The organism is Paramesorhizobium endophyticum, from assembly GCF_014640615.1.
Lineage (GTDB): Bacteria > Pseudomonadota > Alphaproteobacteria > Rhizobiales > Rhizobiaceae > Paramesorhizobium > Paramesorhizobium endophyticum.
The window spans coordinates 15,453-40,074 of sequence record NZ_BMHH01000017.1; the positions used below are offsets into that span (position 1 = coordinate 15,453).

The 24,622-nt window shown below is 59.3% G+C and carries 20 protein-coding genes and 1 pseudogene; 9 read left to right on the top strand and 12 right to left on the bottom strand.

Annotation, left to right across the window (positions count from 1 at the left end):
* Positions 1-869: 869 nt before the first annotated feature.
* Both IEX53_RS17610 and IEX53_RS17615 read right to left on the bottom strand, forming a co-directional pair.
* Positions 870-2,102, bottom strand: coding sequence for a type II toxin-antitoxin system HipA family toxin (locus tag IEX53_RS17610; protein ID WP_188825497.1), 1,233 nt, complete (start codon positions 2,100-2,102; stop codon positions 870-872).
* Positions 2,102-2,479, bottom strand: a complete 378-nt coding sequence (locus IEX53_RS17615) for a helix-turn-helix domain-containing protein (RefSeq protein WP_188825498.1) — start codon at positions 2,477-2,479, stop codon at positions 2,102-2,104. The genes IEX53_RS17610 and IEX53_RS17615 overlap by 1 nt, the downstream gene beginning before the upstream one ends.
* Before the next feature lie 329 nt (positions 2,480-2,808).
* Between IEX53_RS17615 and IEX53_RS17620 the strand changes: the two genes are divergently transcribed.
* Entirely contained in the window at positions 2,809-4,950 is a 2,142-nt protein-coding gene (locus tag IEX53_RS17620) for a TonB-dependent receptor (RefSeq protein WP_188825499.1), read from the top strand.
* A 29-nt stretch (positions 4,951-4,979) separates the two neighbouring features.
* Here IEX53_RS17620 and IEX53_RS17625 read toward each other — a convergent pair whose 3' ends face one another.
* From IEX53_RS17625 to IEX53_RS17665, 9 genes are read right to left on the bottom strand one after another with little or no spacing between them, the layout of a single operon-like run.
* Positions 4,980-5,732, bottom strand: coding sequence for an ABC transporter ATP-binding protein (locus IEX53_RS17625; protein ID WP_188825500.1), 753 nt, complete (start codon positions 5,730-5,732; stop codon positions 4,980-4,982).
* Entirely contained in the window at positions 5,726-6,793 is a 1,068-nt protein-coding gene (locus IEX53_RS17630; RefSeq protein ID WP_188825501.1) for a FecCD family ABC transporter permease, read from the bottom strand. Before IEX53_RS17630 ends, IEX53_RS17625 begins: the two co-directional genes overlap by 7 nt.
* Positions 6,790-7,941, bottom strand: a complete 1,152-nt coding sequence (locus IEX53_RS17635; RefSeq protein ID WP_373288684.1) for an ABC transporter substrate-binding protein — start codon at positions 7,939-7,941, stop codon at positions 6,790-6,792. Before IEX53_RS17635 ends, IEX53_RS17630 begins: the two co-directional genes overlap by 4 nt.
* Positions 7,938-9,167: an MFS transporter gene (locus IEX53_RS17640; RefSeq protein ID WP_188825502.1), complete on the bottom strand. Its 1,230-nt coding sequence runs from the start codon at positions 9,165-9,167 to the stop codon at positions 7,938-7,940. The genes IEX53_RS17635 and IEX53_RS17640 overlap by 4 nt, the downstream gene beginning before the upstream one ends.
* Entirely contained in the window at positions 9,164-11,050 is a 1,887-nt protein-coding gene (locus IEX53_RS17645) for an IucA/IucC family protein (protein WP_188825503.1), read from the bottom strand. The genes IEX53_RS17640 and IEX53_RS17645 overlap by 4 nt, the downstream gene beginning before the upstream one ends.
* Positions 11,050-12,189, bottom strand: a complete 1,140-nt coding sequence (locus IEX53_RS17650; protein ID WP_188825569.1) for an NAD/NADP octopine/nopaline dehydrogenase family protein — start codon at positions 12,187-12,189, stop codon at positions 11,050-11,052. Before IEX53_RS17650 ends, IEX53_RS17645 begins: the two co-directional genes overlap by 1 nt.
* Positions 12,186-13,193 carry a PLP-dependent cysteine synthase family protein gene (locus IEX53_RS17655; RefSeq protein WP_188825504.1) on the bottom strand — a complete coding sequence of 336 codons (1,008 nt, stop codon included), beginning with the start codon at positions 13,191-13,193 and terminating at the stop codon, positions 12,186-12,188. The genes IEX53_RS17650 and IEX53_RS17655 overlap by 4 nt, the downstream gene beginning before the upstream one ends.
* Before the next feature lie 3 nt (positions 13,194-13,196).
* On the bottom strand, positions 13,197-14,570 hold the full coding sequence (locus tag IEX53_RS17660; RefSeq protein WP_188825505.1) for a Y4yA family PLP-dependent enzyme: 1,374 nt from the start codon (positions 14,568-14,570) through the stop codon (positions 13,197-13,199).
* Positions 14,567-14,983 carry a ParB N-terminal domain-containing protein gene (locus IEX53_RS17665; protein ID WP_188825570.1) on the bottom strand — a complete coding sequence of 139 codons (417 nt, stop codon included), beginning with the start codon at positions 14,981-14,983 and terminating at the stop codon, positions 14,567-14,569. Before IEX53_RS17665 ends, IEX53_RS17660 begins: the two co-directional genes overlap by 4 nt.
* A gap of 322 nt (positions 14,984-15,305) precedes the next feature.
* Here IEX53_RS17665 and IEX53_RS17670 point away from each other — a divergent pair.
* Positions 15,306-15,568: pseudogene (locus IEX53_RS17670) on the top strand (IS66 family transposase); the annotation flags it as partial.
* 101 nt (positions 15,569-15,669) lie between these two features.
* Here the strand turns inward: IEX53_RS17670 and IEX53_RS17675 are convergent.
* Positions 15,670-16,590: an AraC family transcriptional regulator gene (locus IEX53_RS17675; RefSeq protein ID WP_188825506.1), complete on the bottom strand. Its 921-nt coding sequence runs from the start codon at positions 16,588-16,590 to the stop codon at positions 15,670-15,672.
* Positions 16,591-16,803: 213 nt separating this feature from the next.
* Here IEX53_RS17675 and IEX53_RS17680 point away from each other — a divergent pair, with 213 nt between their 5' ends.
* From IEX53_RS17680 to IEX53_RS17710, 7 genes are all read left to right on the top strand, one after another.
* Positions 16,804-17,685, top strand: a complete 882-nt coding sequence (locus tag IEX53_RS17680) for a carbohydrate ABC transporter permease (RefSeq protein ID WP_188825507.1) — start codon at positions 16,804-16,806, stop codon at positions 17,683-17,685.
* A gap of 4 nt (positions 17,686-17,689) precedes the next feature.
* Positions 17,690-18,574: a carbohydrate ABC transporter permease gene (locus tag IEX53_RS17685; protein WP_188825508.1), complete on the top strand. Its 885-nt coding sequence runs from the start codon at positions 17,690-17,692 to the stop codon at positions 18,572-18,574.
* A gap of 2 nt (positions 18,575-18,576) precedes the next feature.
* A complete protein-coding gene (locus IEX53_RS17690; protein ID WP_188825509.1) occupies positions 18,577-19,677 on the top strand; it encodes an ABC transporter ATP-binding protein in 1,101 nt (366 codons plus the stop codon).
* Positions 19,678-19,717: 40 nt separating this feature from the next.
* Entirely contained in the window at positions 19,718-20,986 is a 1,269-nt protein-coding gene (locus tag IEX53_RS17695; protein ID WP_188825510.1) for an ABC transporter substrate-binding protein, read from the top strand.
* A 102-nt stretch (positions 20,987-21,088) separates the two neighbouring features.
* Positions 21,089-22,660, top strand: a complete 1,572-nt coding sequence (gene pglA / locus IEX53_RS17700) for a polygalacturonase PglA (RefSeq protein ID WP_188825511.1) — start codon at positions 21,089-21,091, stop codon at positions 22,658-22,660.
* Positions 22,657-23,772 (top strand): glycoside hydrolase family 88/105 protein, encoded by a 1,116-nt coding sequence (locus IEX53_RS17705; RefSeq protein WP_188825512.1) that lies wholly within the window; start codon positions 22,657-22,659, stop codon positions 23,770-23,772. Before pglA ends, IEX53_RS17705 begins: the two co-directional genes overlap by 4 nt.
* A gap of 27 nt (positions 23,773-23,799) precedes the next feature.
* Positions 23,800-24,516 carry an antitoxin Xre/MbcA/ParS-like domain-containing protein gene (locus IEX53_RS17710; RefSeq protein WP_188825513.1) on the top strand — a complete coding sequence of 239 codons (717 nt, stop codon included), beginning with the start codon at positions 23,800-23,802 and terminating at the stop codon, positions 24,514-24,516.
* Positions 24,517-24,622 lie beyond the last annotated feature (106 nt).

Below are 24,622 nucleotides of genomic sequence, written 5' to 3' on the forward strand. Positions count from 1 at the left end.
CAATCGGCCGGTTACTCCTCGGAGCAGGCCGGATCGGTCAAACGGCGGACCGTATGACGTCAGGCGGCAAACCTTGAGCCGCGCAGGGCGCAGCGATGAAGGCTGTCGGCAGATACCCAATGATATAAGCGCAGACGGATTGAATCCGTCAGCAGTCGAAAGGCGTGAAAGGGGATCGGCCGACGATCAGAGGCCGGCGGATCTCGGAGGACGATCGAGGCGCGTGGCTGGCGTTTCCTCCAGGCTGGCTTCGAGCAACGGGCGCTCGACAGTGCGCGCCAAGATCAGCGCTTTCACATCGCAGCCATAGGCGGGGATGGCAGTATGACACGCCATCGCGCAGCAGGAACCGGCCAGATCGTTGTGCTGGTGTTCGGGGCCGCAGGCTGGACCTGCATTCAGGCAATCCGGCTTCTGAGCCGTGTGCTGATTGCCATGTTGATGCTGCCCGCTGGAGTGACTATCTGCGCTCTGCGCATGATGTCCCTTTCCCACCGTTCGATGCCATGGATCCGCTCGCAAGACTCCAGCTCGTGCTTGTCACCGAAAAGGCAAGCGCGACCAGCAGAATCAAAATGGAGCGAAGCAGGAGCATCATGACGATAGCAAGATATCGGCGATATCCGAAATGACAAGCTGAATGTGTGCTTTGCAATTCCGTCCCTGGATGTTCGAATGGGGTGCCGCGGCTGGGGTCACGGCACCGGTTGCACATCGCATTGACCAACGTTCGTCGAGCAACTTTTGAGAATTATAGCGCATATGAGATGCGCAATAATCAGTCTCATATTAGATGACATTTCGACCACGCCGTAGGCGAAATAGGTTATATGACGAACTGTCTAATAGTATCAGTCATATATGAAGAATTAAATTGCGAGCGCTATCTCCGTCTGGTCGTTTATGAAGGCGGCCTCATAGTGCCGCGCCAAAGCCCCGGAGACGCCCAACTGTCGAAGCGCCTCACGCCATTCATCGGAAATACGCCGCGCTGTCTCGCGGATCATTTGGCGGGCGTCCTCTTCGGCGACCTCGAAAAACTCGCACGCTTCGAGGGCCAGACGGATCGACCGGTCATGCGCGCCGCCCTCGATGATCGCCGTTTCGAGGTGCGGATTGCGGTCAGGCGCGGGGTTCACATCGAAAACCGGAGATAATCGCCAGCGGCCGGCTCCCACATACAGGAACCCGTGGTTCTTCAGATGGTCATCCTTGTTCGATACGAGGATCGTGAAGATCAAACGCAGGAAGAGTTCGCGGAAATCAGCCTGCGGATCAGCGGCATTTGCCCGCATAAAGTCAACGATCTCCGTATAGGAACCGAGCTCGGTTCCAGTCTTTCCAAGGGCCGTGCGAGCCGAGATGTAAGGAATACGTGCGGTCCCGCGCCGGTCGAACCGCTGGATCAGAGCGACGGGGAATGGCGTGTCGGAGAGTTCCAGCCTGGCCTCCGGCGTGCGGATGCCGCATACCTTGGCCAAGTGTAGCGTGGCGACCTCGACACGTTCGATCGGTTGCTGGTCGTGGACCGATGTGAACTTGGCGAGCCAGAGCGTCTCGCCGTCCCGGACATTGGCCTTGGGACGTGCACCGCCGGAACCGCCCGCGCCGGCGAGCGTCTGCATCTCCTCTGCGGAAATCTCCCTGCCTTGTTCATAGGCCCGGGCGATGGCAGTGATCGCCTGCAGATCGACAAGGCGTGGCACAGCATCGGTCGCCCCACCCCGGATGATTTCTCCGCTATCGTTCAGAAACCGCAGAGCCCCCTGCCGGCAGGTATCATCGGACAGGGTCAGATATTCGAATTCGGAAAGGCCGTTGCCATAGGCGCGCTCGAGAAGCCTGCGGCCCCAGCTATCCGGCGCGGCGTCGGCGAAGACGCCCGCCAGTGCGTCGCGCACGTTTCCGGACTGGCCGGATGCATGAAATGGCCCAGCGTCAAGAGGGAAGGTCGGCTGCACGGCAAAGGCGCGGGGATTCTCGATCCAGGCGGGGTCATAGGTGAAGGTCGAGAACTGGCGTGGCCCAGCCTGCGTGAAACGCAGTTGACCAACAGGTGTCAGGCTCTCGCCGAGAACGACATGGGCGTTGAAGTCGGGCATCAGAATGACGCGCCGTCCGGATCGACGACATCCGGATCATCCTGTGCCGTCTTACCCTTGGCCTTCTGCCTGCGCAGTGTGGTCGCAAAAGACCGTCCGCGACGCGGCTCGCGTTCGGCGGTCAACGCCAACCCCAGATCGTCCTTGCGGATGTCGATCAGGTCGGCCAGCCGATCGACAAGACCGAGCACAACCAAAATATCGGCGAGCGTGCCGATTCCCACACCGGGATCCCCCTTTTCCAAGCGCGCAACGGTACTCGGCGAGGTGCCCGCGCGCACCGCCAGGTCAGCCGCGGCGATGCCGCGCCGCAAGCGAGCGCCGCGGACGTCGTGTCCGAGTCTTTCAAGGGTGGACTTTGATTTCGGCGATCCCATTAGCAACAATCCAGATACGAACACTAAAATCTTATATCACGTCATATATGACGGATTGTTGAATTCAACAAGGGAAATGCAACAGCTAGCCACGGGCGCTAGACCGTTGTAAGCAGGCGCACCGCTACGACTCTGGCGAGCTCTCAGGTCTGCTCTGCGGGTTCGGTGACTGATGCCAGCGCCGCCTTCTTCTCCTTGTTGCCATGCGCGATCCGTCGACGTTCATTCGTCGGAAGTCAATACAAGACAATTTCACTCATGTTTTGTTGACAAGAGCAGTCATTGTGGCTTTTATGCGGCGCGCGCACGATGCAGAAGAGGGGATTTCCATGGAATTGCGTTTCGGGCTGGGGACCGCGCTGGCCCTTATCATGACTCAGGCTGCCGTCGGGCAGGATGCGATCGAACTGAAAACCATCGAGGTGAAGACGGGTTCCGCAACCTCGACCATCGGCACCCCGCCGGAAGCCTATGCAGGAGGTCAGGTGGCGCGGGGCGGCCGTCTCGGCTTGCTCGGCAACCGGGATTTCATGGACACGCCATTCAACATCACGAGCTACACGGCCCAGACGATCGAGGACCGGGACGCGCAGACAGTGGCTGATGTGCTCGCCAATGATCCGTCCATCCGGAGCACCCATGCCTCTGGCGGAATGCTCGACTCCTTCTACATCAGAGGCTTTCCGCTGAACGAGGGCAATTTCGGGGAGGTCGCTTTCGATGGCGTCTATGGTGTCGCGCCAACCTACCGCCTCTTTGCCGATTATGCGGAACGCGTCGAGGTACTGAAAGGGCCGACGGCACTGCTTTATGGCATTTCACCGAACAGCGGCGTCGGCGGCACTGTCAATATCGTGCCGAAGCGCGCCGCGGATGTGGACCTGACGCGGGTCACCACCAGCTACATGTCGGAGCTTTACGGCGGCACGCATCTGGACCTCAGCCGCCGCTTCGGCGAGAGCCGTCAGTTCGGCGTGCGGTTCAACGGCAGTTTCCACGGCGGCGACACGCCGATAGACGACCAGACGCGGAAGGTCGCGGTTGGCGCGCTGGGACTCGACTATGAGGGCGAAGGCCTGAGGGCGACGCTCGATCTCATCGGCCAGCGGGAAGATTGGGACGCGCCGCAGCGCCCGTTCTTTCCCGCCGCCGGCATCCGGATTCCCGACGCGCCGGATGGCAGACTCAACATTCAGGAGCCCTGGGAATGGTCGAGGAGCGAGGATATTTCCTGGCTAGGCCGGGCCGAATATGACGTCAACGACAATATCACGGTATTTGGCGCTGTCGGCGGCGGAAGCTCGCGCGTCACGCGGCTTTTCGGCACTCCGACCCTTCTCAATTCTGCAGGCGATGTGAGCGTCACGCCGCAGAATTACATCTTCGACGTGGACAGGACGACGGCGGAAACGGGCGTTCGCGCCAATTTCGAGACGGCAGGCATAGATCATACGGTCACGCTGCAGGCGAGCGGCCTGCGCCAGAGCCTCGACCGGGGCGTCAACTCCGGAAAGGCCCAACTCACCAATATCTACCATCCTTTCCCACGCCCCGAGCAGGATGTGCCGGAGCCGGATAGCGCGCCCAAAGTCTCGGAAAATACCTTCTACGGCCTTGCTCTCTCCGACACACTCTCCATGGCGGATGACCGGGTGCTGGTCACGCTCGGCGGACGGTGGCAGCGCATCGACACGGAGAATTACAATCCGGCTTCCGGCGCTGTCACCACCTCGTCCGACGAAAGCGCGTTTGCGCCCCTCATGGGCGTGGTGATCAAGCCCTGGGAAAATGTTTCGTTCTACGCAAATTATGTGGAGGGCCTCAGCGTCGGCGATAGCGCACCGGCGAATGCGCTCAATGCCGGAGAGACGCTCTCACCCTACCGATCGCGGCAGTACGAAGTTGGCGCCAAGGTTGATTTCGGCCAGATGGCCGTGACCCTTAGCGTGTTCCAGATCGAAAAGCCGTTCGGGCAGCTTGAAGCACGCGGAAGCGATCTCGTGTTCCTGGAAGGCGGCGAGCAGCGCAATCGTGGCGTCGAACTCAGCATGTTCGGCGAGGTGGCGCCTGGGGTCCGGATGCTCGGTGGCGTCACATGGCTGCAGGGCGAGCTGACCGAAACGGCGAATGCGGCGGCGCGCGGCAACCGACCCATCGGTGTACCAGCCTGGCAGGTCAATGCGAGCGCGGAGTGGGACACGCCGTTTGTTTCCGGGCTCACCCTCGCGGGCAATGTCATTCATACCGCGAAGCAATATGCCGATACGGCGAATGCCATGGAAATCCCCTCCTGGACCCGGCTCGACCTCGGAGCGCGGTACCGTACCGAAATCGACAAGCGTCCCGTCACCTTCCGGGCGCAGATCGAGAATGTGCTGGATCTGGACTATTGGTCCGGCGTGGCCAGCTTCGGCACTCTCTCGCAAGGCGCACCGCTCACCGTGAAGCTGTCGATGACGGCCGATTTTTAAAGGCGGAGGGGCAAGCCCCTCCCCTTCGATCAGAGTGCATCGTCAACGATAAGATGAAGCTTGCCCTGCGAACAGGGCTCGACGCGAGCCTTGATGCGAAAGGCCGCGGCAAGGTTATCCGGCGTCAGCACCTCTGCAGCGGCGCCGAAATCCTTCAGTGTCCCATCCGCAAGCAGAGCCACCTTGTCGGCAAATTTCAGCGCCAGATTGAGATCGTGCAATGTAATGAGCACGAGCATGCCGCTGTCCTGCGCGAGGCTGCGCACGCGGCGCATTGCCTCCAGTTGCCGATGCATGTCGAGCGCGCTCGTCGGCTCGTCAAGAAGCAGTACCTGCGGCTCGCGCACAAGGCACTGGGCAAGGCCCACGAGCTGGCGCTGACCGCCGCTCAGTTCCGAAAGAACCTCGTTGGCCAGATTGCCGATATCGAGTGCAGCGAGCGCACGGTCCACCGCCACGAGGTCTTCTGATTGCAAGCGCCAGCCGCTGACCTGCTTGCGCGCCAGCAGAATGGATTCGAAGACGGTCAGTACCGCGCTCCCCGTCTGGTCCTGCGGCATATAGGCGATGGCCCGTTCCACCTCCGGTACTCCTTCGAGGCGGCAGTCACCCGGCCCCGGCAACAGACCGGTGATGCGGCGGAACAATGTCGATTTGCCCGCCGCGTTGGGACCGACAATAGCGATGACCTCACCGCCACGGCAGGGCGGCAGCGTAACATCACGGAGCACCTCGCGCGATCCGAACCGGGCGCCAAGGCGGTTCGTGCTCAGCACTACCATATTTCTCTCCCGCTCTTCAGGATCAGATAAAGGAAAACCGGCAACCCGATTGCCGCGGTGACGATGCCGATCGGCAGGACGGCGCCGGGAATGGCGACCTTCGCCAGAACGGAACTCAGCGATACGATCAGCGCGCCGGTTAGCGCACTTGCGGGCAACAGGAAGCGCTGATCCTCCCCAACCATCATGCGGGCGATATGCGGTCCTACCAGGCCGACGAACCCGACAGTGCCGACGAAGGCGACGGGAATAGCCGACAGGAGAGAAACGAGAATGAGCGTCTCCAGCCTTAACCGGCGGACCGGAACGCCAAAGCTCGCCGCGCGTGCCTCGCCAAGACGCAGCGCCGTGAGCTGCCACCGGCGGCGCAGGAAGATCGGCATCGTGACTGCCACCACCAGCGCCGTAAGGGCGAGTTTCGGCCAGGTCGTCTTGGTCAAGCTTCCCATAGTCCAGAAGACGATCGCCGCCACCGCCTGCTGATCGGCGAAATACTGGATGATGGCGAGCGCGGTATTGAAGCTGAACACCAGCGCGATACCGAGGAGCACGATGGTCTGGATCGAAGCGCCGCGCTTGAGGCTTGCCAGATGAATGATCAAGGCCGTCGCCATCGCGACAACAAAAGCGTTGACGGCGACGATGTAGTCACCCGCCAAGGGAAAGAGCGCCACACCGAAAGCCAGCGCCAGCGCGGCTCCGAAACTCGCGCCGGCTGATATTCCCAGCGTGAACGGGCTCGCCAGCGGATTGTTCAATATGGTTTGCATCTGCGCGCCGCCGATCGCCAGCGCCATTCCGACGACGATTGCCATCAGCGCCGAAGGCATCCGGATCGACCAGACGATGACGCGCATCTGCGCATTTACCTCGGACGGCATGAAAAGGGTGCGGACCACGTCCGCGATGGGATAATTGGCCGGCCCGGTGGCGATGTCGCCGATAAAGGCCGCGCAGAGCCCGGCGGTCAATGCGAGGAGAACGATCTGGCGCCTTGCGGTCAAGGCGATATAAGCGCCGCGCGCGGAACCGGCCGCGGCTTCATGGTAGGTATTTGTCATGATGGCCTGTCGGATAGGCTGACTGCATAGCCCGGCTGGAAGGGTATCGGCAGGAAGCGGCGATGATATTCGGCGAATGTCGCGTCCGGATCCAGATCGGCGAACAGGTCGGGATGAAGCCATTTCGCCAGTTGCTGGACGGCAACGAACCCATAGGGACTGTTGTAGAACTGATGCCAGATCGCGTGGAATCTCCGCGTCTTCTGGGCCGCGATGCCGGTATAGGCGCTGCGCGTGGTATACCATTCGAGCTTCTTGCGTGCCACGTCCAGATCAGCCCCAGGACCAAGCGGAATCCAGTGGCCGCCTGGCGCGTAGGCTTCCCAGTTGGCGCTGGTCACAACCACGTGCTCAGGATTTGAGGCGATCACCTGCTCGGGGTTGAGCTGTCCGAACGTGGTGGGAATAATGTCGCTTCCGATATTGTGCCCCCCGGCGAGTTCGACATATTTTCCGAAATTCTCCGGGCCGAAAGAAAGGCAACAATCGTCAGTGTACCCGCCGATCCGTTCGATGAACACACGCGGGCGCTGCGGTTTCGCACGGGCGAGCACGTCGGTGACTTGGGCCATGGCCTGCCGGCGGAATGCAATAATCTGTTCCGCGCGTGCCTCCCGTCCCATGATCTGTCCCAAAAGGCGGATGGTCGGCTCGGTGTTTTGCAGGGGATGATGCCGGAAGTCGATATAAAGGACGGGAATGCCAAGCGCCGCGAGCTTCTCTATATATTTGGCATCTTCATTGGCGCGCATCGCCTCGAGATTGAGAAGCACGACGTCCGGCTGGTGCACGATGGTCGATTCGATGTCGATCAGTCCATTCTCCTCCCCTCGGAAGGCGGGCAGTTCCGCGAGCTTCGGAAAGGCCTGGAGATATTGCGCATAAGTCGCCGGGTCGGCTTCGATCAAGTCATTGCGCCAGGCGACGACGCGGGCCAATGGGTTTTCCCTGTCCAACGACCCTATCAGATAGAGCTGCCGCCCCTCCCCCAGCATCATACGCCTCACAGGCGCGTTCACCTGCACCTTGCGCCCTGCGATATCCGTGACGGTGATTGGCGCCTGCTGGTCAGCGGCATGCGCCATTATCGGGACAAGCGTCGCGAGGATTACGACCACGGCACGCAACACCGAAGATTTCCCCCTCACAATATTACCTCCTTACCGACAGGCTGGCGCGCCCTCAGCCAAAGGCCGAGCGCTACCAGGAACGAGACCCCATAGAAGCCTGCAACGAGCGGGAATGCCACCCAGAGGCCAAAGTACTGGGTTGCTATCACACCGGCAACGATCCCGGCAACAGAAGCGCCTTGCTGGCAGGTCTGCGCCAGACCCAGCATGGAGCCTTGCCGCTCGTTCCGCGTTGCGGCCGAGATGAGCGAGAGGAGCACAGGCGTCGTTCCTCCCAGAAGCAGGCCCCAGGTAAAATAAAGCGTCATGAACAGGCCAATGCTTCTCGTAAAGCCGGCAAGCGCAGTGGCAACGAGACATGCAGCCGAGATCAGGACGCTCCATCCCAGCACGTAAGGCAAGGCGCGTCCCCTGAAGAGCCTGGCCCATACGGGCGCGCCGACAACGAAGCCGAAGGCCAGCAATCCATAACTCAACCCGGCAATCGAGTGATCTGCCCTGAACACATCTGTCATATAAAGCGAGAAAGGAACCTGCAGCACCATCCGGCTTGCCAGCAGCATTCCCATGAGCGCGAGAAGCCCTGAAACAGATGTGTCCACTTTTGCTGCGTCCGGCGATACAGTTTCCGGCGACGGCTGTATCGCCTTTGCTCCGGCGGGAGGCGTCGGCAAGACGGCCCAGGCGACAGCGGCGCAAAGCGCGCAGACCGCGCCGGCGGTGAGGTTGACCGCAGCGAAGGGCATGGCATCGAGGATGAGCCCGCCGAGGAATGCGCCCCCCAGCGAGCCGACATTGGTGGCCACCTGCAACCAGGCGAAAAGGCTGGCCCGATCCCGTCCACCGGTGACCTGCACGCCGTAAGCCTGTGCCGGGGCGATATAGCCGGCGCAGGCTCCCTGCAGGAAACGCAGCGCCTGAATCGTCCAGACATCCTGTGCAAAGGCGACCAGCAATTGTGTCACCGCCAGCCCCGCCAGCGCCCGAACCATCATAAGCCGGTTGCCGTAGCGGTCCCCCATGCGCCCCCAGAACGCACTGGTTACCGAGATGCCGAGCAAGGGGCAGACATAGACACCTATCCCTGCCAGGCTGAAGGCACTTTCCGACGAGCTAAGCGCCTTGATCTGGATGGGCCAGAACGGACCGCTCATTTCCATGGCGCCCATCGAAACGAACTGCAGACCGAAAAGCAGGGCAAAGACGGGGCCAAAGCCGCGCAGGGTAGCGGCTGTCCCGGTCATTGCGCGCTTGCCAGAGGGTTGGGCAAATGGTGTTCGACCCGGTAGTCGCGATAGCGCTCCAGATGCATGCGCAGTACGGAGCGCGTGGGCCAGGGGCGCTCGAGAAAGGCTTCCCGCTCTCCCGTCCAGAATGCATCGGATCGCATGCGCGGTCGCAGTGCGTCGAAGGCTCGTTCGGTTTCTTCACGCAACACGCGCCACAAAATATTGTCCATCAATGCATATTGCTCGCTGAGGCAAAGGGCGATCTCGTGCAGATGACAGACGAAGCAGGCATCAATCACGAAAGATCGTACCAAACTGATATCGCCGTCGAATGTCGTTGGCAAAATCCCTTTGCGGCTGAACGGCTTCAGATCATATCCGCGCTCCCTGAAAAGCGGAGCGAAACTGCGGCCGTCGCCGAAATCGCGGATGAGCAGTTTCCGCGGACGGCCTTTATCATCAAAAAGAATGGTGCTGTTCTGCTGATGCGCCTCGAACGCAATTCCATAGAGCAGATACATGGCCAGCGCTGGCTGGACCACGGTACGCGCATAGGCACGGAAGAAGGTGGTGACGTCCGCCTCGGCTTCGCTGCCCTTTCTGGCGATGAGTTCGCAAATGAGCGGGCGGCCATCGAACGGGCTTGCCGTCAGAAGTGCCGCCACCGTTACAGGCAGAAGACCATCCTGGCGCGCAAGAGGGTCGGCGTTACGGTAGACGACTGAAAGGAACCGTCCTGGATGCTCATCGCCGGTCTCCGGATGGTGAAGAATTGCACCCAACTCCTCGATGAATATTTCCAGCCCATCCTTGAGATCATCCTCTCCTAACAGAATGCTGGAAATCAGCGTGCTGAGACGCGGACCCATATGGATCGATTTCGCCTGCAAGGTCCGTTGCTCGCTCGTCAGCCAGATCGCGACCGGCAGTTTGATAAAGGGTCTGGCGTCCTGCGTTTCCTGTAGCATCGTTCGGAAGGACATGGATGGCAGCGTCTCGATTTCAGGCCCAGCCGGGTCAAAAATATCCGCTTCGATCTCGGGCGCGAATTCCCGGCGCACGAAGTTCTCCAGATGCCATGCATGTACGGGCAATGGAAGCCAGCTCTCGGGTGATTTGCCGCGCCGTGTGAGATCCTCAGCCCAGCTTTGCCACAAATCGGGAAATTTCTGCGAGAACCATTCCGAATAATCGCCGACATGCGGCATCTTCTCGACGTAAGCCCAATCTCGACGCAAGGCGGCGATGCGCAGACGCACCCGCGCCCCGAATTCCGGCGAGAGGGTAACGACGTCTTCCTGCGCCAGGCCCGGCTTTGCCTTCCATGTGGGGTAGAAGGGATGGCCCTCGAGCGCGCCCCACTGATCGAGCGTCATGGCGGCCAGATGCGGCGGCAAGCTTTGTTCGAGATAGCCGAGGAAACCGGGTGCGCCGGCTTCGGCGATTTTTCGGCGAAGGTCAGCGCTCCAGCTGTGCCTGTGGCGGCGCGCGAGGATGTCGTTCTCAACGCTGTTTTCCACGTCGCTCATCAAATGCTGCAGGCCATCAGGCGCTGGCGAAATGGCAAGGCAGGGTGCGATCTCCTGCATGAAGTGCGCAGGATCGTCGATTCTCTGCCGCGCGCCGTCACTATCCTGCACTTCGATCTGGCCGCGGTTACGCAAGGTTCCGGCGGGTGCCGGGCAAAGGTCGCTGAAATGCAGGACGCGGCGCGTCGGCCAGAGCGGCAACCAGGCCTGACGCCTATCATGGGCCCATAGCAGCGCGTCGGGGTTCAGAAGCCGCTCTGCGAAAAGGCAGCGGATGAGCCGGTTGATAGCGTTGCGCCGCGCATCAGCCAGAAACCTCGCATCGTCCTCTTGGCCATGATCTATCGGGGAAATCACCCTCTCGTCCATTATGCCGCCTCCGGCCAGTTTGAAGGAATATAGTCCGGCGCGCCATTGGCAAGACCACCATGATAGCTGCACGCCCATCGATAAGTGCTGGCAATCGCCGGAACCGGCACGTCCAGACGCTGCGCCATCGTGACCAGCAGCGCCTGCCCGAAGGCGATATCCTCATGGAAGGCACGGCTGTCGCGATCGATCACGAGCCCTGGCCCTTGTGGATTGGGAATGAGTGGCGCGCGAATATCAGCGTAGGCGCGGTTGGTGCGCAAAAGCGTATACATGGTTCGAGCATCGCCGATCTGGTCGCCATAGGCTTCGACAAGCTCCTGCCGGAGCGGCTTGACAGAACTCAGGTCAACGCCGAGCCGCGCCTCGCTCGCCCGCCGGATTGCCTGGCTTTCCGCATCGCAGGCTTCCAGCAGTTCAGCCCCCGCCAGTGGACAGTCGCTCCACCAGCAAAGTGGCTGGTCGAAGGGTTTTTTCTCGAAAGGGGCGCCGGGCCCGGCCAGCGCATAAAGCACGGCGGGGTGCATCAGCGCATTGCCCGGGGTCAGTGTGATTTCCAGATAATCCTGCAGCAGCGTGACGGAGGCGTCGTAAAGCCGGTTCAGCATTCCCAAGAGCGCAGCGCCGTTTGCCGCGTTCTCCCTGCGATGCAGCGCCACGAAAAGCTCGGCCTTCGCGCCGCCCATCCGCACACGTTCACCGGCAACAAGGTCGAAAGCGATGTGCGGCACGTCCTTCATGCCCCAGATCACCACATTGTCGCGACCCCGCAAAACCTTCGCTGCCAGCCAGTCAAAGCCGCAAAAGCCCGGAATCGCCCCGACATAAACGCTCCTGTCCTGCGGTAAATGCGGCGCTATGCGGGAAAGCAGTGCAGCCCGCGCATGGGCCGGCTGCGTGACGAGGACCAGATCGGAATTCTCAAGCGCTTTCCTGGGGTCGGTTCCCACATGATCGGGCCGGGCACTCAAGATTCCACCGTCGCGGATTATCGCTTGCCAATGGCCGTCGCCATCGGCCCAGCGTCCGGCAACGGCATCGTCACCGGTCAGGACGGAAACTGCGACGTCCGGTTTCTGTTTGAAGAGAACCGCATTCAGATGGCCGGTGCGGCCGGCACCACAGATCGTCACCTTCATGCGGCTTGCGCCTTTTCGATCAGCCAATCATCCAGTTGGGCGGCGATTGCCGGGTCGAGCAACTTGCGTTTTTCCATCCACTCGTCGTCGAATATGGTGCTAAGATATTTCTCGCCCCCATCCGCGACTGTGGTCACGACCGTGCCGTGGAGCTTGCCCGAGGCAATGAATTCCAGCGCCTTGTAGATCGCACCGCCGGTCGAGCCGCCGACAAGCAGGCCCTTGCGCCGGGCAATGTAACGCGCCGTCTCGAAGGCCTGCGTGTCCGTCACCTGGACGCCTTCATCGATACAACCATAGTCGAGCACCTTGCCGACCTCGTCACCCGCCGGCGTGCCGGTTCCCGATTGGTAGTATGGATGGCCTGGCTTGCCGAAAACGATCGATCCGGCGGGTTCCACCGCGATCGTCCGAATCGCCGGATTGTGGCGCTTGAGGCGCTGGGAAATACCAGTCATCGACCCGCCGGTGCCCACACAGCCCACGAATGCATCGATTCCGGCAGGGATCTGCGTGAGCAATTCCTCGACGTAACCGGCATAACCTTCGGGATTGGCCGGATTGTCGGACTGGTTCATGAAGAGCGCTCCGGGAAGCTGCGCGCCGAGTTGCGCCGCCAGGCGTTGCCGTTCCACCACTGCCACTTCGTCTTCCCGGAAATCGCCTTCCACATAGCGAATTTCGGCGCCAAGCGCACGCATCATGCGGACCTTGTCCGGCGCCGCGTGATGATCCACCACGGCGATGAAACGCAAGCCGAATTCCAGCGCCGCCAACGCCAGTCCGGTGCCGGTATTGCCGGAGGAGGATTCGACAATCGTCCCGCCGGGACCGAGCCGTCCGTCGCGAAGCGCCGCAATGACCATGCTGCGCGCCATGCGATCCTTCATCGAACCGCCGGGATTGTTCTTCTCTATCTTCAGCACCAGCGTGCTGTTCCGGTTCGAAACGGGGATCGACATAACGGGCGTCTGGCCGATCAATTGCGTAATCGTCGTATGCATCGTCTATACCTCTTCAATCGTGTCGGGAGCGAGCATTGGCCGTCCTTCCGCATCTCGCAGAACGCACAGGCGGGCGGGCATCGGGTGGCGGTGGAATTCGTTTTCAAGTAGGTCCATCTGGTATCCGGCCGTATTGGCAAAGACCAGAAGGGCGCCGGCTTGCGGCGCAACCGGGAAGCTCAGCCATCGGTTGCTCAATGCGTCGTCATCCAGACAACTGTGACCGGCGAGATAAGCGCGGATTGGATTTGATTCAGAGCGCGGCGGCTCTGCAGGTATGAGAATGGGGTCGACCAGAAATTCAGAGCCGAACCAGGTTTCGCAGGCACTGAAGCTGCTGCCCTCCACGAAAACGACGTGGGCGTCATCACCCACAGCCTTTACGCGCGTGATCCGGAAGACCGTAAGGGCTGCCTGATCCGCAAGCGCGCGGCCCGGCTCCATGGCAAAGATGAGGTTTTCCTGCCTGAAATAGTCGGCAACAGTCTGACTGGCTTGGATTTCCGCCCGCAACAGTTGGTGCAGCCACTCCGCCGCCGAGAGCGCACCGCCATAGGGATAGAAGGAGTCAGGAACTTTTCCCGTGCGGTAGTCTTCTGCCCTTTGGATTGCCAGATGCGCCTGATAGTGCTCATGCTCGACATATTGGATGGGCAGACCGCCGCCGATATCGATCATGCGGGGTGAAAAACCCATTCCGCGGGCTTCCGCAATCAGGATGGCAGCTTCTTTCAACGCTGCGGCGCGCTCTTCCCAGCGATAGCCGCCAAGATGAAAATGCAGCCCGTCGAAACGCAACCTGCTTTCCCCGACCATACGGTCAAGACAGCGCATGACGATCTCCGCAGGCATGCCAAAGCGGCTCTTGCGCTGGCTCACAGGTTGTAGGCGCAGGAGAACCGGCTGGGTGCCCATCTTCGACGGCAAGCAACTGAGGAGGTCCTCAAGTTCCTCGGGAGAATCCACGGATATGAGCGCGTTACAGTCGATCAACTCCCGATGAAAGACCCGGGTCTTCGCCGGTCCTGTTGCTACAAGTCCGGCACCGTCGGCTCCCAAGCGCCTCGCATCACGAAGCTCATACAGGCTGGAAACATCTATTCCGGCCCCTGCGCCGAGCGCTGCCTGAATGAGCCCCGGTGATTTGTTGACCTTGGCCCCGTAATAGATGGCATGCTCGACGCGATGCCCGATCAGCGCTTCTTTCAACGCAGCAAGATTTTCCTGCAGGGCCCCTGGCCAGACCAGATTGAGCGGAGAACCATAGCGGGCAACCCAGTCATGGAGCAATGAGGCATCCCGGCCCAAAAGCTCTGCGGTTTGCTGATGTAAAATTGGCGGCAGGCCGCCATCAGGCTTGTGACAATGAATAGTCATGGGCGCACTTCCGCAGCCGGCAGCAGATCATACCCGAGCAAAAATACCAAAGGCACATCGCAGCGCGGCAAAGCCTGATCGAAGACATGACGCGTTGTCTTGCAAGGGAACTTTCGGCCGCTGCGCGCCATGGCGAAGATATGTGCGGGCGTGATCGTTTCGCCCGGACGCCAGCTTTCCACGCGCACCATGCTGTAATCGAGAAGGAAAACCGGCACTCCGGCCAGGCCAAGGCGATGGGCGGCTGCCAACCGGTGATGGCCATCCATCACAAACAACGCCTCTTTTTCCACCGCGATCGGGACGGTCCAAGCGCCGGCCCGCAGGATCTCTGCTTGAACCTCACGGACCCGTTGCGGATCGACTTCCTCCGTGGGAGCCAACTGGCTTGGGGAGACAATGCAATAATTCATATACCCCCCCTCATATTCACCAACTGCGCCATAATACATGAGTAGTTTTATCATGTTTATGACGGCTGCCAGCAGTCCAACTTAGAGGGAGGGCAAAACGGTGCACTGGAGGAAAGAGCGGCGGTGCCTGCCGGGAACTTAAATCGGCACTTCCAGTTGCCATGCGGCGTCGGCCAGACCAAACCGGTCCGTGTGATCCCCCCTTCGCCGGTGGCTATCACCTACGAGAGTCAGCAGAAGCGCATTGAAGGCACCGTCCGTCCATGAGGGCCGCGTCAACAGCCCGCGTGTCCAGATGCCGAAGCCTGCCCTCGGGCTTGACCCTGGGGACGGCGAAACGCCGGCTGATCACAGGTGCCGCTTTCGCCAGCAGCGCAGCATTCCTGTCCTTTGCGCCCTCAAGGCCTGGCTCGACGCGATTGCGCCAAAGGTCATGCCCGACACAAGCTTGGCGAGGCCGTCTCCTACACGCTCAATCAGTGGAAATATCTGACACGCTACACAGAGGACGGCAGCATGCCGATCGACAACAATTTGCTGGAGCGTGACATCAGGATTTTTGCAAAAAGCGCCGGAACCGGCAGGCATGGTTCCGAGAAACCTCCAGCCAGAGGCAACGTGCGCGGAAATTCGCGCTTACATTGAAATGACATACTCCAAAACCAAGCCTCTGCCTTAGGCAGGGGCTATTTCATTGCCACCTCTCCAGAGAGCAGCAGTTCCTGCTCATGCTCATCGAAACGCAGAAGATTGCCGTGCTGGCTTCTGCGCACCTTTCGCAAGTGGTCCCTCGGGCTCAGACCCAATGTTCGCTTGAACATTCGGGAGAAGTAATAGGGATCGGCGTAACCGACCTCGGCCGCAGTCGCTGCGACGGAACGTCCTGCTTCAAGAAAATGCATGGCGCGCTCCATGCGCTTGAACTCCTGATATTTGCGCGGCGTTCTGCCCACCCGCTTCTGAAATTCGCGCAGGAAATAGTCTCGGTTATAGGGTGCGGCATCCGTGGCCTTACCCGCGATCTCCGGATCGAGCGGGTTGGCCGATATCATGGTGATGGCCTTCATCACGGCGAGATCGAGCCCTTCCGTTCCTTCCAACGGGAAGCTTGGTCTGTCGTTCCAGCCAATAAATGCATCATCGATGAAAGCGATCAGAAGCACCATGAACAGATGATGCTGACCGAGTGTCACTGACGAGGGCGGGGCGCTTTGACGGTAGTGCCGAACGAGTGGTTCGAGGAGCGGCCAGCGGCTCAAACGGGTCTTCGGCTTCAACTCCATCTGCGCGATAAGGTTGTGTCGGCCGTAAATATCCAACGTGAAATGCTGGGCGACGCCTCTATACATTGAGATTTGCTCGTTCCAGCCGACGAAGCGTTGCCCACGGGAAATCAACATGGCGTCGCCAGGATCGAGAATCCTTTTTTCGCCGTCAATGAGATAATGGCCCTGTCCTTCCAGGCAAATGATGAGGTCATCGACCTGATTGGATTTGTCGATCTGCCAGGTGCGCGAGTGCTCCATTCGGATCGCCGCGCGCGTCAGGTTCAGTTGCAGGGCAGCAGGTGGAATGGAAGAAAGAATTCCACCTTCGATTTCGTCCATCTTTTTCCTCGTCTTTGTTAATTCAAAATGGCTTGGATTTTTGGTTTTGTCACGTCATAAACCTGCTACATGACGCTTAACGCCGAGGGAGGAGATCGGTTTTGGCGATGGATGTGACGATAATCGCACGCGCCAATGATCGACCTGGGAGAACCACTTGTACGAAATCGTATTCTGTTATTCGCGTTCCTACGGGGCGCGGGGAGGAATGTCGTGACATCTCAACGCTTCTTGGGCTTGGGATATCTGGCGCCCTACATTATTGGCCTGCTGATCTTCACGGCGGTACCTTTCCTTGGCTCCCTCTATCTCAGTTTTACCCGTTATGACTTGATGAGCGACCCTACCTGGGCAGGCCTGGCTAATTACGAGCGTCTGTTCACCCGCGACCGCACCTTCATGAAGTCATTGAATGTGACGCTGTTCTACGTGTTCCTGACCGTTCCGCTGAAGCTCGCCTTCGCGCTTTTCATCGCCGCCATTCTCAATTACAAGCTGCAATTCATCAATTTCTTCCGCACCGCATTCTATGTCCCTTCGATTCTCGGCGGATCAATCGCGATTGCGGTTCTGTGGCGCTATATCTTTGCTTCGGAAGGGCTTGCAAACATGGCGCTTGCGGCCATTGGCCTTTCTCCGGTCGATTGGTTCGGCGATCCCGGAAACGCGCTTTTCACCATCACGCTTCTGCGTTGCTGGCAGTTCGGCTCGGCTATGGTGATCTTCCTTGCGGCGCTGCAGGCGATCGACAAGTCGCTTTACGAGGCGGCAGCTATCGATGGTGCCGGTAAGGTCAGAACGTTCTTCTTCATCACCCTGCCGCTTCTGACACCGGTTATCTTCTTCAACCTCATCATGCAGATGGTTCAGGCATTCCAGGAGTTCAACGGCCCCTACATCATCACGCAGGGTGGACCGCTGAAATCGACGTACCTGCTGCCCCTCTACATTTACGATGAGGCGTTCAAGAAGTTCAACATGGGCTATGCCTCTGCCATCGCCTGGGTTCTCTTCACCATCATCACGGTACTGACCCTCGTGGCCTTCTGGTCTTCGAAGAAGTGGGTCTATTACGCCGGCGACAAGCGGAACTAATACCATGACGGATATCGCAATCTTAAACGACATCCAGGCAGCACGGCGCGCCAGGCTCAGGCTGATATCGACCACGGTACGCTACGTGCTCCTTTTCGCCGTCGGCTTCATCATGCTTTATCCTCTGATCTGGCTGGTGGGTGCGAGTTTCAAGACCAACTCCGAGATATTCACCGGTGCCGGCTTCATTCCGGAGAACCCGACACTGGACGGGTATGTACGCGGATGGGAGACGTCTACGCCCTATACGTTCGGACGCTTCTTCTGGAATTCCTTCCTGATCATCCTACCGAAGGTCATCGGAACAGCCATTTCCTGCACCATGGCTGCCTATGCTTTTGCCCGCTTCGATTTTCCGTTCAAGAAGATCCTGTTCAGCTCCGTCATCGCGATCCTGCTGTTGCCGAATGTCGTCACCCGCATTCCGCAGTATATCCTGTTCCGCGACCTCGGCTGGCTCGACAGTTTCCTGCCGCTCTGGGTGCCGTCCGCACTGGCTGGCGACGCATTCTTCGTCTTCATGCTCGTGCAGTTTATGCGCTCTCTTCCGTCCGACATGGAAGAGGCGGCGCGTGTGGATGGCGCAAACAGCGTGCAAACGCTGATCTACATCGTCGTACCGATGTTGGCCCCGGCATTGATCTCGGTCTGCCTGTTCCAGTTCATGTGGACGATGAACGACTTCCTCGGACCGTTGATCTACCTGTCCTCGGTCGAAAAATATCCGGTGAGCCTCGCGCTCAAACTCTCCATCGATACCACCGAAGCCTTCGAGTGGAACCGCATCCTGGCGATGTCGGTCCTGACGATAGCGCCCGCGCTCGTCGTTTTCTTCGCAGCACAACGGTATTTCATTGAAGGGATCTCGTCTGGCGGGGTCAAGGGCTGAAAATGGCTAGTGTAGAACTGAAGAACCTCGAAAAGATCTATGGCGGCAACTTCAAGGCGGTCCACGGCATCAATCTCGAGATCGAAGACGGCGAGTTCATGGTTTTCGTCGGCCCCTCCGGCTGCGCCAAGTCCACCACGCTGCGCATGGTCGCAGGACTTGAGGAGATCACCGGTGGGGAAATTCTGATCGGCGACCAGCGGGTCAACGATCTGCCGCCCGGCAAGCGCTCCATCGCCATGGTGTTCCAGAATTACGCGCTCTATCCCCACATGAAAGTCCGCGGCAATCTCGCCTTTGGCCTGAAGATCGCAGGCGTTGCCAAGCCCGAGATCGAGAAGGCGATAGACAGTGTGGCGCGTATTCTGGAGATCGAGTCGCTCCTCGACCGGTTGCCGAAGCAGCTCTCCGGCGGTCAGGCGCAGCGCGTGGCACTGGGCCGTGCGCTGATCAAGAAGCCGGGCGTGTTCCTCTTCGATGAACCGCTTTCCAATCTGGACGCGAAACTGCGCGCTTCAATGCGCGTCCGCATTACCGATCTTCATCGGCAACTGAAGGCGGAAGGCCTGTCATCGACCGTCATCTACGTGACCCATGACCAGACGGAAGCCATGACCATGGGCGACCGGATCTGCGTCATGCAGACAGGCCGGATCATGCAGGTGGCGACTCCAAAAGAGCTCTATAATCACCCTGCCAATCTCTTCGTTGCCGGCTTCATCGGTACGCCGGAGATGAACCTGGTCGACGTTGCTTTGGAAGGCTCCGACTTCGTCATCGCTGGCCAGCGCCTGCCGATCGGCCAACATCTGGAAGGACGCCTTTCAGCGCGTCCGAAGGGCGCTGTCATCGGCATCAGGCCGCAGCACCTTTCTCTTGCCATGCAGGATGACGGCCCGGCGCTTCAGGCAAAGCTCACCAATGCTGAATTCATGGGGCACGAGGTCTATCTCCATGCCGATCTTGCCGGACAGAAGCTCGTCAGCGTCGTCGGCGCTGCGGAATTCGAGGAGCTTGGTCGCTCCAGCGAGCTGCGTCTGAAGCCGGACCCGGAGAAGCTGCACATTTTCGACAAGGCCGACGGCCGCAATGTCTCGCTGTGATCGCGCGACACGAACCAAATATACAAGGAGGAGGAAAACAATGAACACGTTTAAGAGAACCGTGACCCTGCTGGCTGCAACCGCCTATGCTGCGATGTCCATGGCGCCAGCCGCCAGCGCTGCCGAGCTTAGAATGTCGTGGTGGGGTGGCGAAAGCCGCCACGTTGCGACCCAGAAGGCTATCGCGGCCTGCGGCGGGAAATATAGGCATACGGTCAAAGGTGAGTTTACCGGCTTCGATGGCTATCTCGAAAAGCTGACCACGCAGATGGCCGGAAAGACCGAGGCGGACATTATTCAGGTCAACTGGCCATGGCTGCCGCTTTTCTCCAAGAATGGCGAAGGATTTGCCGATCTTCGGCAGCTCAAGGGTATCGATCTTTCGCAATGGACGGAAAACGATCTCGAAGCCGGTTCGATGAATGGTAAGTTGCAGGGTCTTTCTGTTTCCACGACCGGCCGGGTGTTCTTTTTCAATACCACGACGTTCGAAAAGGCTGGCGTCCAAATTCCAAAAACATGGGATGAGTTCTTCGAGGCGACGAAGACCATCAAGGAAAAGCTCGGCAAGGATTACTATACGTTTAATGCCGTAAAGGAGACCGCCCAGCTTCTGGTGACGCTCGCCGTCGTGCAGAAAACCGGCAAGGATCTCGTCGATGAAAAGGCCAATCGCGTAGCCTGGACGCCGGAAGAGCTTGCAGGCGCAATCTCCTTCCTCGGCAAGCTGGTAGAGTCCCGCTCCATCCGCTCGCAGAAGGAAGAGGCGGCAGACGGCAACGTCAATCTTTATGAGAAGCCCTCCTGGTCCGAAGGCCGCATCGCGGGTTCCTATGAATGGGATTCGACCTATTCAAAATATGCCGACCCGCTGAAAGCAGGTCAGGTCCTAAAACCGGTGCCTATGCTGAAACAGGCCGATGCGGTGACCGAAGGCGTCTATCGCAAGCCATCCATGGTGTTCTCGGTCTCGCGCAACTCGAAGAACCCGGAAGCGGCAGCGCAAATTCTTAACTGCCTGCTAAACGAGCCGGAAGGCATCGATACGCTGGGAACATCGCGCGGCTTGCCTGCTTCCAAGGCGGCAGCAGCACGGCTCGGCGATAAGGGTGAACCTGAAGTTCGGGCAGCGAATGCCATCGTCATGACTGCCTCTGGTCCAGCCGTTTCACCCTTCAACGAGCATCCTGAAATCCGCTCAGCCTTCGTCGATACGCTGGAAGAGTTCGCCTATGGCCAACTGACCGCCGAGGAAGCCGCCGAGCAGATCATCAATTCAACCAACGAGGTTCTGGCAAAGTTCGATTGATGCAGATGGCCGTGATCAAGATCGCGGCTAGACGACTTTGCCGATCAGGCGTGCCTTCGCCGATTTTCCTCAGCGAGGGCTAGAGATAAAACGAGACCGAACATGAACCGACCCTCGCTCATCGCGCATTCCGCGCGCACAGCCGCGCTTTGCCTTGCTGTCCCCGGTGCCCGCTACAATCTTCCCGCGGAGGTTTCCTGGCGCTTGACTATGCTCGACGCTGAAGGTGACGAACGCCGTGGCCGCACAACGACTGTTGTGACGTTGTTGCACGACCTAGAGCCGGACACCGCATACAGGTTCGATGCAGAGGGCTTCGAGGGCCTGGAATTTCGCACCGCCATTTGTGCGGGTCTCGTGGATGCGTGCGATTTTGCTATTATGCCGGACGTAGCGCTCGATGATGCAGATGCAGCGCATGCCAACACTCAGGCTTTTTCTGAAGCAATAGAAGCTGTTCCGAAAGGGGGAACTCTCAAGGTTCCAGCGGGTATCTGGACCGCTTATCCGTTGCGATTGAAAAGCGATATGTCGTTGTATCTGGCAAAAAGTGCCGTGCTCCGTGCTCCCTCAACGCGCGAAGGCTGGACGATCCTCGCCGCGCAGGATGCCGATGGAAACATGCTTGGCAGTTGGGAAGGATTGCCCGCCGCTTGTTTCGCCGCCCCCCTCCACGCGATTTCGGCAAAAAATCTTGTCATCGAAGGCGAAGGGACGCTGGATGGCTCCGGCGACCAGGGCGACTGGTGGACGTGGCCGAAAGAGACACGCGACGGTGCTCGCCGCCCCCGCGGGCTGCATCTCATATCGAGCAAGAACGTCAAGCTCTTCGGCTTCACCATTCAAAATGCCCCGTCCTGGACGATACATCCTCAAACCTGCAACCATCTGGTGGCTGCGGGCCTGACCATCAAGGCGCCAGCGGACAGCCCGAATACAGACGGTTTCAATCCCGAAAGTTGCCGGGACACTGTCGTTACGGGCGTGCGCTTTTCTGTTGGCGACGACTGTATCGCAGTCAAGGCGGGCAAACGCGGGCCAAAGGGGGAGGACGATCATCTTGCCGAAACGCGTGGCGTTAGCGTTCGCCACTGCCTTATGGAGCGCGGCCATGGCGGCTTGGTGATCGGCTCGGAAATGTCCGGTGGCGTCCATGATGTGCTCATCGAAGACTGCGAGATGATCGGCACCGATCGCGGTTTGCGTCTCAAGACGCGGCGCGGGCGCGGCGGCTCAGTCACGAACATCACCATGCGCAGGGTCCTGCTGGACGGCGTCCAGACCGCACTATCGGCCAACGCACATTATCACTGCGATGCGGATGGGCATAGCGAGTGGGTCCAATCAAGACATGCCCTGGCGGTCGATACGGGTACGCCTCAGATCAGCAGTATCACAGTCGAGAATGTCGAAGTTCGCAATCTTTCCCATGCGGCAGGCGTCTTTTTAGGCCTCCCGGAAGCGCCTATTCGGGATATCGAAGTTCGCGGGCTCAAGATCGTTTCGCTAGACCCAGATGCCATCGCAACAGCACCCATCATGGCCGATCACGTTCGTCCGATGCGGCATGAATCAATCGTAAGCGAACGGGCCGAAGTCCGTTGCGACGACCATTCGCTGATCAGCCAATCACCCATTTCCCTTCTGTCACAAGCCGGTGGGGCCCAAACGTGAACGCCTTGGATTATTTCGAACAGTTTGCCGGCCGTTACCAGCACTACAAGGGTGGAAGCTGGTGTTACGAGGATGGCTGCATCTATCGCGGCCTGCAGCTTCTTCATGAAGCGACCGGTGAGAAGCGCTGGGACGATCATTTGCACCGCATGGCCGATCAACAGATCGGTGAAGACGGTGTACTAGCGGGTTACGATCCGCATGAGTACAACATCGATCACATTCTGGCGGGGCGCGTTCTGTTTCCAATGTACGAAGCGACTGGAGACAACCGCTACATAAAAGCGGTCGAGCATCTTGCCGGGCAGCTCAAGACCCACCCGAGAATTCCTGCCGGAAACTACTGGCACAAAAAGCGCTATCCGCATCAACTCTGGCTTGACGGGCTCTATATGGGCCTGCCCTTCCAGATCGAACACGGCAAGGCAACTGGACGACCGGACCTCATCAGCGACGCGCTGCAACAGATGGCAACGGCACTCGCCCTCACCGCCAACCCGGGTGGGCTCTATGTCCATGGGTATGACGATAGTCGCGGACAGAGCTGGGCCGATCCCGTGACTGGCCGTTCCCCCGCGCTCTGGGGTCGCTCGCTTGGCTGGCTTGCGATGGCGCTCGTCGATTGCATGACGATATTGCCAGAAGACCAAGCGACGGCATCGCTCCGCAAACGCACTGCGACAATGTTGAACGAGGTAATGAATCGACAGACCGAAAACGGTCTATGGATGCAGGTTTTCGATGCTCCCGATCTTGTGGGCAATTACGAGGAAACATCCGCCTCCACCATGTTCGCCTATGCGCTTTTCAGAGCAGCGCGCCTGAAACTATTGACCGGAGAGGAGGGAGACCGCGCACTTGAGGCGGGCCGCAAAGCGCTTGGTGCACTGATCGAGACCAAGCTCGAACAGGACACCGATGGTGCAATCGAGCTCTGCGGCATCGTCCACGTCGCTGGCCTCGGCGGCTTCGATGGCAACTACAGGGACGGCTCGCCGGAATATTACCTGACCGAACCGGTGGTGAAGGACGATGCAAAGGGCACAGGCCCTTTGATGATGGCCTATGCTGAGGCTCTGCTGCTTGGTGTGCAACCCGGCTCTTGCTCTTAATCAAGGCTTCGAGGCTGGGGAGGTGTCATGACAATGGGTTTGCGAACGGTGCCTGCTACAGCAGGCAGATTGAGCCGGCATTGGCGCAACGATGCTGCGCGTCAAATTGCCGTGGAAGTGGAGCTTGCCTTGCGTCGTCAGAAGGTCGCGGTTACAAGCGAGACGCTCGACGTCGCGGGAAAGCTGGCGGCCCAAGTGCTTATCGCTGTCACGTCACTTTCCCCGGAGCACCGGTCGGCCGTGGAATCGGCCGGCAAACTGCTCCCGGATGCAATCTTCAGACTGATCCTGGCGCTGGCAATGGAGATAGACGAACGACAGGAGCAAGTCCCCTTCCAAAATGAAATGGCGGGGCACGTTGACGCGGAAGCTACCTCAGGACGCAGGCGTTCCGACGCTCGATTCCCATTGATGCAAAGCTGGGCGGGAGAAGTGGCCGGTCAAACTTTCATCGAGAACGAACTTAAGATTCCACGATCGACGCTGCACCTCTGGAAACGTCGTAATGAGGTCATCGCACTGCCTAAAGGCAGGCGAACGCATGTTTTCCCCTTGGCGCAATTCGTCGATGGACGCCCGGTCGATGGCATCAGCCGCGTGCTGAAAGAGATCCAGAACCCCCGCACCGCATGGCTGTGGCTCGTCACACCCTGCGACATGCTGCGTGAAGAAATTCCCCTAAACCTGCTCAAGCAAGGCAAAATCATTGATGTTGCCAACGCAGCGGCGCATGTTCATAATTAAGTGAATTATGAATGATTAAATTATAACGACATGAAGCATTGCACAAAATGAACTATATGAACAAATTAAACAATTTTATAACTGCAAGACACAGTAGAGCAACACC

Coding starts and splice junctions, on each gene's coding strand:
- IEX53_RS17610 (WP_188825497.1), bottom strand. CDS start 2,102: ATGCCCGACTTCAACGCCCATGTCGTTCTCGGCGAGAGCCTGACACCT.
- IEX53_RS17615 (WP_188825498.1), bottom strand. CDS start 2,479: ATGGGATCGCCGAAATCAAAGTCCACCCTTGAAAGACTCGGACACGAC.
- IEX53_RS17620 (WP_188825499.1), top strand. CDS start 2,809: ATGGAATTGCGTTTCGGGCTGGGGACCGCGCTGGCCCTTATCATGACT.
- IEX53_RS17625 (WP_188825500.1), bottom strand. CDS start 5,732: ATGGTAGTGCTGAGCACGAACCGCCTTGGCGCCCGGTTCGGATCGCGC.
- IEX53_RS17630 (WP_188825501.1), bottom strand. CDS start 6,793: ATGACAAATACCTACCATGAAGCCGCGGCCGGTTCCGCGCGCGGCGCT.
- IEX53_RS17640 (WP_188825502.1), bottom strand. CDS start 9,167: ATGACCGGGACAGCCGCTACCCTGCGCGGCTTTGGCCCCGTCTTTGCC.
- IEX53_RS17645 (WP_188825503.1), bottom strand. CDS start 11,050: ATGGACGAGAGGGTGATTTCCCCGATAGATCATGGCCAAGAGGACGAT.
- IEX53_RS17650 (WP_188825569.1), bottom strand. CDS start 12,189: ATGAAGGTGACGATCTGTGGTGCCGGCCGCACCGGCCATCTGAATGCG.
- IEX53_RS17655 (WP_188825504.1), bottom strand. CDS start 13,193: ATGCATACGACGATTACGCAATTGATCGGCCAGACGCCCGTTATGTCG.
- IEX53_RS17660 (WP_188825505.1), bottom strand. CDS start 14,570: ATGACTATTCATTGTCACAAGCCTGATGGCGGCCTGCCGCCAATTTTA.
- IEX53_RS17665 (WP_188825570.1), bottom strand. CDS start 14,983: ATGAATTATTGCATTGTCTCCCCAAGCCAGTTGGCTCCCACGGAGGAA.
- IEX53_RS17675 (WP_188825506.1), bottom strand. CDS start 16,590: ATGGACGAAATCGAAGGTGGAATTCTTTCTTCCATTCCACCTGCTGCC.
- IEX53_RS17685 (WP_188825508.1), top strand. CDS start 17,690: ATGACGGATATCGCAATCTTAAACGACATCCAGGCAGCACGGCGCGCC.
- IEX53_RS17690 (WP_188825509.1), top strand. CDS start 18,577: ATGGCTAGTGTAGAACTGAAGAACCTCGAAAAGATCTATGGCGGCAAC.
- IEX53_RS17695 (WP_188825510.1), top strand. CDS start 19,718: ATGAACACGTTTAAGAGAACCGTGACCCTGCTGGCTGCAACCGCCTAT.
- pglA (WP_188825511.1), top strand. CDS start 21,089: ATGAACCGACCCTCGCTCATCGCGCATTCCGCGCGCACAGCCGCGCTT.
- IEX53_RS17710 (WP_188825513.1), top strand. CDS start 23,800: ATGACAATGGGTTTGCGAACGGTGCCTGCTACAGCAGGCAGATTGAGC.